Origin of the sequence: Plectonema cf. radiosum LEGE 06105, from assembly GCF_015207665.1 — a bacterium.
Lineage (GTDB): Bacteria > Cyanobacteriota > Cyanobacteriia > Cyanobacteriales > Nostocaceae > Rivularia > Rivularia radiosa_A.
The window spans coordinates 1-13,455 of record NZ_JADEWL010000166.1 but is presented as its reverse complement, the minus strand read 5'-3'; the positions used below and the strand labels follow the sequence as shown (position 1 = coordinate 13,455).

5 protein-coding genes are annotated in these 13,455 nt (G+C 38.0%); 3 read left to right on the top strand and 2 right to left on the bottom strand.

Features of this window, described 5'->3' with window-relative positions; genetic code table 11:
- The first annotated feature begins 105 nt into the window (after positions 1–105).
- From lepA to IQ247_RS27955, 3 genes are all read left to right on the top strand, one after another.
- On the top strand, positions 106–1,923 hold the full coding sequence (lepA, locus tag IQ247_RS27965; RefSeq protein ID WP_193924981.1) for a translation elongation factor 4: 1,818 nt from the start codon (positions 106–108) through the stop codon (positions 1,921–1,923).
- A gap of 778 nt (positions 1,924–2,701) precedes the next feature.
- Positions 2,702–8,911: a translocation/assembly module TamB domain-containing protein gene (locus IQ247_RS27960; protein WP_193924980.1), complete on the top strand. Its 6,210-nt coding sequence runs from the start codon at positions 2,702–2,704 to the stop codon at positions 8,909–8,911.
- A gap of 1,296 nt (positions 8,912–10,207) precedes the next feature.
- A complete protein-coding gene (locus IQ247_RS27955; protein WP_228060109.1) occupies positions 10,208–11,038 on the top strand; it encodes an EndoU domain-containing protein in 831 nt (276 codons plus the stop codon).
- A gap of 65 nt (positions 11,039–11,103) precedes the next feature.
- Here IQ247_RS27955 and IQ247_RS27950 read toward each other — a convergent pair whose 3' ends face one another.
- Together IQ247_RS27950 and IQ247_RS32915 are read right to left on the bottom strand one after the other, a co-directional pair.
- A complete protein-coding gene (locus tag IQ247_RS27950; protein WP_193924976.1) occupies positions 11,104–12,501 on the bottom strand; it encodes an amidase in 1,398 nt (465 codons plus the stop codon).
- Between the two features lie 200 nt (positions 12,502–12,701).
- The coding region (locus IQ247_RS32915) for a hypothetical protein (protein ID WP_228060108.1) at positions 12,702–13,455 on the bottom strand (754 nt) is incomplete at its 5' end.

Genomic DNA, 13,455 nt, shown 5'->3' with positions numbered 1-13,455 from the left:
TCCTTGTCCTACAATAAAAGCAGCGTATTTTCTAATAAAGCATTACAATACTTAAAGTAAATAGCTTTTTCCCAAAAGATTGCAGAATACAGCTTTAATAAGTATATGACTGACGTTCCCGCAGCTCGCATTCGTAATTTTTGCATTATCGCTCACATTGACCACGGGAAATCAACTCTGGCAGACCGACTTCTACAAACCACTGGTACCGTAGAAAATCGGCAGATGAAAGAGCAGTTTCTCGATAATATGGATTTAGAACGGGAGCGCGGCATTACTATTAAGCTGCAAGCTGCCCGCATGAATTACACTGCTCAAGATGGTCAGGAGTATGTCCTAAATCTTATTGACACTCCCGGACACGTGGATTTCTCTTATGAGGTGTCCCGCAGCTTAGTAGCCTGTGAAGGAGCGCTGTTAGTGGTTGATGCTTCCCAAGGTGTAGAAGCTCAAACTTTAGCTAATGTTTATTTGGCTATTGAAAACAATTTAGAAATTATCCCGGTTTTAAATAAAATCGATTTACCGGGTGCTGAACCTGAACGGGTAATTGGTGAAATTGAAGAAATTATCGGTTTAGATTGCAGTGGTGCGATTCTGGCTTCAGCGAAGGAAGGAATCGGTATTCCCGAAATTTTAGAAGCGATTGTCGAACGAGTACCGCAGCCCCAGAATACTGTGGACGAGCCTTTACGAGCGTTGATTTTTGATAGTTATTATGATAGCTACCGGGGAGTTGTTGTTTATTTCCGGGTGATGGATGGCACGGTGAAAACTGGTGATAAAGTCTATCTGATGGCTTCTGATAAGGAATATGAAATTGATGAGTTGGGGGTGCTTTCTCCGACTCAAAAGCCGGTGGATCAACTCCATGCTGGGGAAGTTGGTTATTTTGCAGCGGCAATTAAAGCTGTCGCAGATGCACGGGTTGGAGATACAATTACTTTAAGTAAAGCTAAAGCTCTACAAGCCTTACCCGGTTATACGGAAGCTAAACCGATGGTTTTTTGTGGAATGTTCCCCATCGATTCTGACCAGTTTAAGGATTTACGGGAAGCTTTAGAAAAACTTAAGCTTAATGATGCAGCTTTACAATTTGAACCGGAAACTTCTAGTGCTATGGGTTTTGGTTTCCGTTGCGGATTCTTGGGTTTGCTGCATATGGAAATTGTCCAAGAACGTTTGGAGCGCGAATATAATCTTGATTTAATTATTACTGCTCCTTCGGTTGTTTACCGAGTAATTACTAACAAGGGCGAAGAAGTTTATATTGATAATCCCAGCAATTTACCTTCTCCTAACGAACGGGAAAAAATTGAGGAACCCTACGTTAAAGTTGAAATGATTACACCGGAAACCTATGTGGGTACTTTAATGGAGTTATCCCAAGGTCGTCGGGGTATATTTAAAGATATGAAATATCTTACTCAAGGACGGACGACGTTAACTTATGAGTTACCTTTAGCTGAAGTTGTCACTGACTTTTTTGATCAGATGAAATCGCGATCGCGCGGTTATGCTAGTATGGAATATCAGTTGATTGGTTATCGTGAAAATCATTTGGTAAAGTTGGATTTAATGATTAACGGCGACCCAGTTGACTCTTTAGCAATGATTGTCCACCGTGATAAAGCTTATCATGTTGGAAGGTCAATGGCGGAAAAATTGAAGGAATTAATTCCCCGTCATCAATTTAAAGTGCCAATTCAAGCGGCGATTGGTAGTAAAATAATAGCTTCAGAACATATTCCAGCATTGCGGAAGGATGTGTTAGCCAAATGTTACGGTGGTGATATCAGTCGGAAGAAGAAACTTCTACAGAAGCAAGCTAAAGGTAAGAAGCGTATGAAGTCTGTGGGTACGGTGGATGTTCCCCAGGAAGCTTTTATGGCAGTCTTGAAGTTAGATCAGCAAACTTCCTAACCCGATATATTGTAGAGACGTTGCAGTGCAACGTCTCCCATATTTAGGATGATATAGATTAATTCCGTGAAATTATATTTCTAGCTAATAAAAAATCATATGAGGAAATCGCCCGTTCTCGAAAATAGCACGGGCGATTTTGTTAAGAAGTTAGGATTATCTTTATAATACCTACTTTTTAGCCAATTGACACATTATTTTCAGTTTCTAATCAATATTTTAGTATTTACGACAAAAAAAGCTTGCTTTAGTTAGTAGGTTGGGTTAGATACAAAACCAATTGGGAATTGTGAAGAGAATTTGCATTAATCCTGTCGTAACCCAACAAAACCGATTGTATGTAAGCAATATTATAATATTATCCAAGATGGTAATATTGGGTTACTAACCCAACCTACCTATACCATTCATCGCCGTTAACACTCCACAATTTACAATCAAATAATCAAAAATATATCTCCCGAACAAGATAAATTCAATCTCGCGGAGGGAGAAAAAAACAACCGTGCAGTTATACTTTATTTATTTTCTAGCATTTGTATAAATTTGTATAAATTTGTATAAATTTGTATAACTATTCCAGATGACAAACTGTCATAAAATACCGAGATTTTTGCTCCCGAAAAGTATTAATTTTTATTTCTATAGCAAAAAATAAAAAAGTAAACAATTAACCTTGTATAAACTTCTAAAGGCGTATCATAATACCGAAAATATCTTTACTCTAAGTATTGATGTCGGTCGAAAAATGTCGCGCTCTACCTAGTTGAAATCAGTCATGACACCGCCAAATACTCCTCCCGAATCTGATTCCCAAGCCGCGCCAAGTCAGCCAAGAAAGCGGGTTTGGCTGCGTAATACTATTAAAATTGCAGGTGTTTCTCTTCTGGGTTTAGGTGTTGCTGGTTACTTCGGATTAGATTATTGGATTCGTCGCAAGTTACCACCTTTATTAGATGAACAACTCAGTGAATTTATCAATCGTGAGGTAAAGGTTGGTGAAGTAAGAAGTTGGTCGATTACTGGTGTAAGATTAGAAAACTCTTCAATTCCAGCGACTGAAAATGATCCAAATTATGTTAGAACTAAAGCTGTAGATATCGGATTTAATCCCATTGGGCTGTTGTTTACTCAGACGCTTCCTTTAAGAATAAGTTTGATTGAACCGGATGTTTATATTGAGGAAGATAAGCAAGGGGAATGGATTCGGCTGAATTTGGATACGGGTGAAGGGGAACTTCCGTTTGATATTGATGCTAAAATTCAGTTTGAGAAAGCAAGGGTTGCTGTACTTCCTCAAGCGTTAAAAAATCCTTTCGTGGTTGAGCAAATTAACGGGTTTCTCAATTACAATCAAAATAAACCATTTTTATTGCAATATGGTGTGAATGCCCCTTTTGTTAAGGGAAAGTTGGATATTGATGGTGAAACTCAATTCAATACTTGGAAGAGTCAGATTAATGCCAGGATTGATAACCTTTCTTTACCGGATTTGAGTAATTATGTCAAAGATAATATTCCGGTAACAATTCCCAGCGGTGAGTTAAATGCTAATTTGCAAATTGATTTACCTTCTTTATCGGAGTTACCTTTTGTGAAGGGTACTGCGAATTTACAGCGTTTACAGGTAAAATCTCCACAGTTGAAAGTTCCTGTTAATGCTACTGCTAATTTACGTTTCGATGGACAAAAGGTCAGTTTTGCGGAAACTAGAGCTAGTTATGGTAGTTTAATTACTGCTGTTTCTGGAGTTGCGGATTTAAATAAAGGTTTTGATTTAAAGGTTGTTACTAATTCTTTTAATATTGCAAACCTGTTGAAAACAACTTCTATACAATCTCCCATAAATATAGATGGTAATTTACAAGCACAGTTATTAGTTAAGGGAAATGCACAGAATCCAATTTTACTGGGTAATGTTGTCAGTCAACGGGGGATAGTTATAGATAAAACGGTATTTAGTAAAGTTAATGCAATATTTGGTGGTAATTTACAACAGGTTGTTTTAGATGAATTTCGCGCTACTCCGGCAACGGGTGGTGATATCCGAGCCAAAGGTGAGGTTTTATTTCCTCAGTCGTTACCTTCTGTTAAAGATTTTAGTCAATCGAAGATAGCTTTAGATTTTGATGCTCTAATTCCTAATCCAGGGGCAATAATTGCTGCTTATGGTGTTACCGATGATATGGTAAATTTGGGAAGTTTATCGGCAGAAGGTAAAGTGGGAGGAACGATCGCAAATCCTCAAGCTATTTTATCGTGGAAGTTACCGTCAGCTGAAGTTGATCGAGTCGGACAAGTTTCTGGTAGTGGTGAGGTTGAGTTAGCAGGAAATCAAGTTACTTTAAATAATACGACTTTACAAACTGCCGATGGTAAAGTAAACGTTGATGGTAGAGCGAATTTAGCGACGAATGTTTGGAATGCTGCGGTTAATGCCAATTCTTTAGTTTTAAATCCGTTTTTAGCAAAAATTGAGAATGTTGGCGAGAGAGTAAAACAGACTCCGATATTTTTACAGCGTGGTAATCTACAATTAGCGGGAAGTTTGAATAATTTTAATCTTGGAAGTATTCAAGGTGATGTTGATTTAAATTTGAATGTTAATCAAGGTAATGTTGCTGTCAACGGGAATTTAAATCGAGGTATATTAACCGCGAATGCTAATGCTGCGAGAATTGGTTTAAATCAACTTGTACCGGAGTTACCATTATCAGTCACAGTGGCAAATTCTCAAGTTAATGTTTCGGGTAGGGTACAACAGTTAATTAATTTTGAATCCATTGATAGTTTGGATAGTTTTCGAGCTTCCGTTGATGGAAATTTGATTTTACCGGAAGTTAAGGGAAACAGTCGCATCAATTTTAATGGTAATGGGAATTTTGCAACCAAAAATTGGAATTTAGTAGCCAATGCCAATTCTTTACCTGTTAATGCTTTATTATCGGCAGCACAAAGAAAGCAATTTCGATTAAATCAACCAGTTACTTTACAGCGAGGTAATGTCAAATTAGCTGGAAATTTGGATATTATAGATAATTTCGATCTCAATCAGGTAAATGGTACTGCTGATTTAAATTTGAGGGTTAATAATGGTAGGGTGGCAGTTAACGGTAATTTGAATCAAGGTATATTACAAGCGAATGTTAATGCTAATAGTATTCCCACAAATCCGTTTTTACCGGAATTACCTGTAAATCTGACAGTTGCCAATGCTCAAGTTAACCTGGAGGGTAGAGTAAATCAACTTTTAGAATATGATTCAAGAGAAAACTTAGATCAATTAAATAGTTTTCAAGCTACCGCTAACGGACAATTAATTGTACCGGGTAGTCGAGGTAATATCAATTTTAATGCTTCGGGGAATTTAGCGACTAATAATTTACAAGCTGTTGCAACTGCCAGTGGAATTTCTTTAAATCAACTTGTTTCAGATTCATCTTTACCTGTAACACTTAATAATAGTACCGTTAATTTAACGGGTAAGATAGACCAACTACTTGCAAACAACTTCCAAAACCTCAATGGTATTCTCAATACAAATCTAGTAGTTGCTCAAGGTACAGTAAAGGCGATCGCCAATCTCAACAATGGTAAAATTGCCAGTAATATCAATGCAAATAACGTCAATACTCCCTTATTGTGTCGCAGCTTTAATATATCTTGTCCCCAACTTTCCCAGTTGTATGCAAAATTAGACTTAACCGGAGAGGTAAAAGCTTTTCTGGAAGGGAATCCGATTTTAATTCAAGCAAATCAAATTAATGCTACTACCCAACAACAACAATTAAACGCTCAAGGACAAATTGTTATTGTACCCGGTGATGAGGGAATATCTTCTTGGAATGTCGCTACAGATTTAAATGTTGATGTAAATTCCAACTTAGCAAGACTTCCCTTACAATCTATCGCACGAGAGTTAGCTCAAGAAAACTTACCAGTATTGCAAGGAACAGCTAATTTTTCTGGTAGACTTGTTGCTCAAAATTTAATTTCACAACCTTTGGCTCCCGGTAACGTCAGATTAGCAGGCAATTTAAACTTGCGAAATCTTGCTGTAAATAACAGGATAAAATTTCAACCTTTATTACAAGGACCAATTAACGTAAATTTAGGCAATAACATCGAATTCGATTTACGCGGTAAAACCGATCGCATTGCTGCTAACTTACAACCTTGTACAAGACAAGATTGTTTATCACCTTATCTTCCCACATTCTTCTCACTACAACAAGGAATCAATACCCAAAATCCGATTATTCTTAGTGGTATTCGTCAAGGGGATGTTTTAGATATCAACTTAAAAAATGCTTCCCTATCCTTATTAAATCTTGTTCCCGTAGTTGAAGAAATCATTCCTTATCCCCTCGGTGGTAGAGTAACGGGAAATCTTGATGTCAACTTGTTCAATTTAGCAACTGCTGGAAATATTAATATAGATACACCTTCCATCGGTGCTGTGAAAGCTGAAGAATTAATTGCCGATTTCTCTTATGATGGGGAAATTGCTCGTATAAATGCTGCAACTTTACAAATTGGTAAAACTGAATATGCTTTGAATGGTAATTTGAATTTAAATTCTGGTGATATTAACGGTAGATTGGTAGCGAATGCTGGAAGAGTACAAGATATCTTCGCCGCTATCAATGTATTTAACTTAGAAGATTTACAAGCTGGAGTTGATAGTATTTTCAACCCAGAATACGGTGATGCTGTTGAAGTACAAACTCAATCCGTCGGAAAACCCAACGCTCCCATTCTTACACAACTACGCTTGTTTGCCCAAATTGTCAGTCGGATTCGACAACAAGCTGCTTTACAACAACAAGATAATACTATCCAGCTTGATATTCAAGGAGAATATAACGCAGAACTCGCTGTTGCTGGAAAAATCACAAATCCCCAAATTAATTTTCAACTACAAGGTAACAATTGGCAATGGCGACCTCAAAAAGAATATGTCACCTATAATTCTCGTCAAGGTGTAGTTGTCAGACAAAATCAACCTTTAGATATCACTCAGGTAATTGCTCAAGCAAGTTATCAAAATGGCACAATTCAATTACAACCAATACAACTTGCTGTGAATGGTGGTTTAATTTCTCTCAATGGTACTCTCGATGGCATAGAAACATCGGCAACAGCGCAAATACAAAATCTTCCTGTAAATATAGTCGAAAGATTTGTCGATTTACCCGTTGATATCAATGGTAACTTGAATTTACAAGCCCAATTAGGTGGAAATTTATTTCAACCACAAATTCAACAAGGTGCGTTTTCTTTAATTAATGGTACCATTAACCAACAACAAGTGGGTGAATTAGCTGGAAATTTCAACTATATCGATTCTATCGCTCGACTCAATACAACTCCCAATTCCGTTGTTAATATTAACGCCGCAGTTGCTTATCCCCTGCAACCAAATAGAATTAATACTGTTGCTGTACAAGCAAGCATTGATAACCAAGCTTTTGCTTTACTAGATGCTTTCACCCAAGGTGAGGTGCAATGGATAGATGGAAATGGAGAAATTGCGATCGCGATTAACGGTGAATTAAATCCCCAAGCTGATACAATTCGAGGATTATTTGATAATTTAGTTGCCAATAGTGCAATTCAAATTGAAAACGCCACAATTAGAACCAAGCAGTTAAATAATGATATTAAATTAACCGCTGCCGGTAACGCGATTTTAAATAATCAAATTCTCCAAGTAGAGCAAATATCCGGCAATTTAGCCGAAAGTCCCTTTCTCATCACTGGCAGTTTACCTTTATTTCAACCCCTCGGCAACCTTCAACCTTTAAATATCACTTTAGGTCCTGGAAGATTAAATTTGCAAGGTTTATACCGGGGTGGAATTGATGCTAACGTCCAAGTTTCCCGCACAGCAATCAATCCAGTAATTGGAGGAAATCTTTCTTTAGAAAATGGCCGTGTTTTTATACCAGAGCGTAGGGAAGAGCAAGCGGTAAACACGCAAGAAATAACAAATGGTCAAATTATAACTCGACCACAACAAACCCAGAATTTCCCGATTCAACCAACTTTTGCTGATTTTCAAGTAAGTTTAGGACCAGGATTCCGATTTACTCAAAATTTACCACGAATTAACTTCCGTATGGCAGGGGATTTTACAATTAATGGTGGTTTAAATAACCTCCGAGGAGATGGACAAATTGAACTTACAAGAGGAAGTGTCTCCCTACTGGAAAATTCATTCTTTATCACTCGCGATCGCGAACAAACGGTGACGTTTTTACCGAGTCGTAGTTTACTAAATCCCCAACTTGATGTAGAATTACAAACCACTGTAGTTGACGCACCTAGATTTGACCGTTTGCAAGCAATAAATTCCGAAATTAGAGATGATGTAGTTGCACCAGCTAACCCCGAACAAATCGATATTAGAATTCTTGTAGAAGGTGAAGCCTCAGAACTGCTTGCATCTTTAAATAATAATACATCTTCTGAAGATGCTTGTCTAACATATCAAAGAAATATTAGATTTTCGGGATTAGGAACATTAGTTCCCAATTCTCCAAGTCAATTAGAACAAGTTTCCAACTGTATCAACGCTAATAGTCAAGTTAGCATCCAAACCAGAGATATACTTGATAACCCCGCAATTTCATTAACAAGTACCCCTAGTCGCAATGATGCTGAAATTTTATCATTGTTAGGAAACCGGACTTTCGCTGCATTACAAAAACTCGAACAGCAAATTACTAGCGGCAACGAAACGGAATTATTAGAATCCTTAGTCCTAGACTACTTGGTTACACCTTTAGAAACTGAAATTACCCAAGAATTTTTATGGCTAGCACAACAACCCATAAATTCTTTAGGTAAATCAATTGGGTTAACTAGATTACAAGTATTCCCTTCCTTTACAGGCTTAAAAGATATCAATGAAAATTCATCAGCCAGATTTACCTACGATTATGAAGCGGGTGAATTTAGATTTATGTATGAGAGAAGGTTTTAACAGTTGACAGTTGACAGTTGACAGTGGGGTTAGAAGTCGGGTTTTTTGACGATGATTGTCTTATCTGAGAGATATTTAACTTAAAAAGTGACTTAAAAACCTGACTTCTGATTGTGGTTATAATTGTGGGATTATATTTGTCGTAGTTTACTTACACATAAAAGTAAAAAGCCTTGGACAAGTATATTATCCAAGACCAAATGACAGCATTTAGTGGTAATTATTTGTGATTGAAGTAACTATCTAATATTCATCATCGAAATTAATTATGATGAAGTAGCTACTTTAATGTACAATTAAAATTGGAAATAATCTGAGCAACCTGTATCGGACGTTCGCCATCTAAGACCGCTCTGATGGAGGGTTGCGCCTCCCCTCGATGGCGAGAAAGTAGAGGAAACGATAAAAACTCTACAACGTCCAAGGTTATAAAATTGTTTTACACTGTCCGAATACCTGTCAATTCGTTCTTCTTCGGTATTCGATACTGGGTCACTGCGGCATAACCCCCATCCAGTGTTGTTGCTCTGTTCCTTATATTTAAAGAATATCAATAATAAATCTAGAATTTGTCGCTCTAAAGTTAAGTTGTGAGTAATACTTTGGGTAGAACTGCTGAACTAATAAAGTTATTCTTTAGCGGTAATCAGTGGACAGTAAACTTTTAACAGCGTCTCGCTTCCTAGTGACTACTAGTATTCCACCACATTAATTTTGAGGAGTTAAAATACCTCTTCGTAGGTTGGGTTAAGCGTTGGCGAAGCCTGTCCGACAGGACATAGCGCAACCCAACGCGGGTGCCGAGGCTCCACTACGTTTTGCTTCGCAACGCTTGCGCGAACAGCCCAACCTACAATATTACATTGATTACCCCTCATAACTTATGTGGTGGAGTACTAGTATTCCACCACATTAATTTTGAGGAGTAAGAAATTCGTAGTGCGTTAGCGTTCACGCCTTCATCGTGCGTGTCCGCAAGGACATACTTCGAGCTCGCTGATGGTTAGGGAGCTTTCCGGTATGCCCCTCCAAGGCAGGCTACGCCAACGCACAATTACGAATTACCCACCAAATTTAATGAAATAGACTACTAGTTTATTCGCTCTTGATTAATAGCTGTAACAGTATATACAAGTAAATTTTGATTACGTTAGTTTTGTGTAATCAAAAAACTATTCAGAATCTAATATCAAGTCCGGATAATTAGTTATTATTCACTATTCCCTATTCCCTATTTTTTCGGAAGGTATGCTAAAAACTTTGTATCACATAAAGTCAAATACCGAAATTATAGGGATGAAACCAAATACTGCATCTAAACTCAAACACATATTTAGCGGATTAACTACTTTATTATTAATTTCCTCGATGGGATTAAACAATCCAGTTAACGCACAGCAGCAAGATAGAGGACTTTTACCTTTTTTCGATAATCAAGATAATCCCGTTCCAGTAAATTATCCACCGGGAGCGAAGTTAGATATTACACCACCAGCACCCCAACTAAATTCCTTTGACAAAGCAGTACTGAAAACTTGCGGTCCTATTGGTAAACGAGTCCAGAGGAGAAAGTTTCAACAGCTTTTATCCAATTATCCAGAAGTATTAGCAAAGATTCAACAAGCTACTAACGGTGAATTGCGTCCCAATCGTAAAAGTAAGTCAGAATTTTTACAAGATTTAACTAATATTTGGTTCAAAAACAAAGGATTTGAACATATATTCTGTGGTGAAATATATAACGAAAATGATATCGGCGGATTGCATTTTTACGGTAGATATTTACAATTACAAGAGCAAAAAATTGGTGGAAGACTTCCAGTAAATCCTGGAAGACAAGAAGTAGTTCCAGGAGTAATTTATACAATGGGTGTAATTATCAAACAACCGAATCGTACTGTAAGAGATGAAATTAAAGGTTATGGTTATTTAACTAATGCCGAAGAACTTTTAGTAGATGTAACTAAAGTATTTAAACAGCAAGGAAATACTGAAGGTGCTTGTATATATCAACAATTAGATAAGGATACTGGAAAAATTTTCCCTACAGTTTTTGTCAGAAAGAATCAGGGAATTATTACTTTTTACCCCGATGCAACTCCGGAAGGAAACAAGTGTAAGAGTTAGTTGACAGTTGACAGTTGTTATTACCAATCTATAACCTTTAACCTTTAACCTTTGACCTTTAACCTTTAATAATAATTACTCGGACGATGTTTGTACATCGGGTTTGCGGCTTCTAACTGTGCTGCTAGGCTAATGAGAGTTGCTTCTGCGGTGGGTTTTCCGATTAGTTGTACCGCTATGGGTACACCTTTGTCGTCAAAACCAACGGGAAGCGATATTGCCGGTTGCCCGGTAGCGTTTGCTGCGGGACAAGGCGCAATCCAGCGAACTATATTATCAAATGTTTCTTCAGGACTCAACGCACCCCATTCACCAATGCGGATGGGTGAATGTAGATACACTGGCATTACTAACACGTCTATAGTATCGAAAAACATGACGATTTTTCGCGCTACAATCTGCATTTGGTAAACTGCTCGTAGGTATTCACCAGCAGAACAACTTCTTGATAATAACCAGCGATTTAAAGGTTGTAAAATTTCTGCGGGAACTCCACAAGCCGCTACATTGCTTTGCCAAACTATCTGAAATGGCTCTATTAAACCACTGATGTCAGGACATTTTTCTTCTACTATATGACCGAATTCTTCTAATAATTTAACTGTTTGCATTACCCCTTGATGACAGTTAGCGTCTGCTTTTCCTAATGGAGGAATACTCGTACAAAAAGCAATGCGAAGATTATTTACTTTTTCTTGACAAGCAGTTAAAAATGGTTTTTCGGGGTCTGGTAGCCAGTAAGAGTCTCCTGTAACATAGCCAGACATTGCATCTAACAAAGCTGCGGCATCCGCCACAGTTCTGCCTATTGGTCCATTTGTGGCAATTCCGTTAAGGCGATCGCCAACTGGCGCGTGAGTAACTCTTCCCCTAGATGGTTTGATACCAACTAATCCACAACAAGCCGCAGGTCCGCGAATTGAACCGCCACCATCGGAACCTTGCGCGATAGCACATAACCCCGCAGCCAGAGATGATGCAGCCCCACCGCTGGAACCTCCAGAAGTATATTCTAAATTCCATGGATTTCGAGTTGGGGGAAAACCCGTAGCTTCGGTGTAAGGAAATGAACCTAATTCTGAGCTTGCTGTTTTACCTAAAATAATAAATCCGGCTTGTTTAATTTTTACAACTACACCATCATCAAAATCGGGTACATTACCAAGTAATGCTGCATTACCGTAACTACAGGGAATGCCAGCAACCGGATTCAAATCTTTAATTGAAATTGGTACCCCGAAAAATAATGGCAAGTCCTCAGTTTCAGCAAGCATTTGGGTTTTGATTTTAGCATCATCAATCGCCTGTTCTGCTGTAACAGTAAAATAACTTCCTAACTTAGGATTAAACTGTTGAATGCGTTCTAAATATAATTCCACCAACTCCAGCGGTGATACTTCCTTACGACGGATTAATTCGGACTGTTGTAGCGCTGGTGCGAACGCTAAATCAACTTTGTTCATTGATCTTAACTACCTCAAAAACAAAAATCCCCTGTATGGGAGGAGATCAACTTGAATTATTTACCTTTCTTCGTTGCAATCCTGACATAATCAAAGTCAGTGAGAGACCCAAAGCTGAGATAATCCAGTTTAACTCAGTTTTTGTAGTGTGGATATGTTGACAGTTGGCAGTTGATTCCCTGTTACCTATTCCCTGCTGCCTACTGCTTGCTCCCCCCAACCCTGTTGACTGCTCGACAATCCCGCAACCAAGTTTGAATTCCTTGTGCTACAGCACTATCACTACTTTCTCTTGGTGGTGTTGGTGGTTTTTGTTTGGGATAACCACCAGTTTGAGAATACATCATTGCCATTTGCCAACCATTTTCGGTTTTTGTCAAAAATAGCCAGTGAAATCCTTGTAATTCTACGGCTTTTCCTTTTACATACTGACGTTCTAAAGTTGTAAAAAATACTTGCTCAACTCCTTTCGTCCCATTCACTGATTTATCTGCTTCATCAGTCCAACTTTTCAAAGGTAACGGTTGAAAATCCGGTTTACCGGCCACCAACATATAACTATAAACCTGTACAGACCTATCCAGACGGCGAGCGCGTTGAGTAGCACGGTTAAAATAAGCCGGTAAATCCCGCAATAAATCATTAGTTAATACAGATAACTCTTGATTAGAACAAGATGATTTTTCCTTGGTATTATTACCGCTATCTCTGTCTAAAATTACCCATCTCTCCTTACCTCTTTCCTCAGCGTTCTCTGCGTCTCTGCGGTTTTTTTTTCCGTAATCTTCTATAGGCAAAGGAATAATAATCGAACTCGCTGCTAATGCAGAATAATTAAATAGATTAGAGGTCAAAATCCAAAGGCTAAATACAATAAATAAAGAATAATTTGTCTTTTGAATCATTATAGGAAATAGGGAATAGGGAATAGGGAATAGGGGGGATGGGGGGATG

What these genes read in the sequence shown, in the direction of transcription:
- IQ247_RS27955 (WP_228060109.1), top strand. Translation starts at nt 10,208, where the DNA reads ATGAAACCAAATACTGCATCTAAACTCAAACACATATTTAGCGGATTA.
- IQ247_RS27950 (WP_193924976.1), bottom strand. Translation starts at nt 12,501, where the DNA reads ATGAACAAAGTTGATTTAGCGTTCGCACCAGCGCTACAACAGTCCGAA.
- IQ247_RS27960 (WP_193924980.1), top strand. Translation starts at nt 2,702, where the DNA reads ATGACACCGCCAAATACTCCTCCCGAATCTGATTCCCAAGCCGCGCCA.
- lepA (WP_193924981.1), top strand. Translation starts at nt 106, where the DNA reads ATGACTGACGTTCCCGCAGCTCGCATTCGTAATTTTTGCATTATCGCT.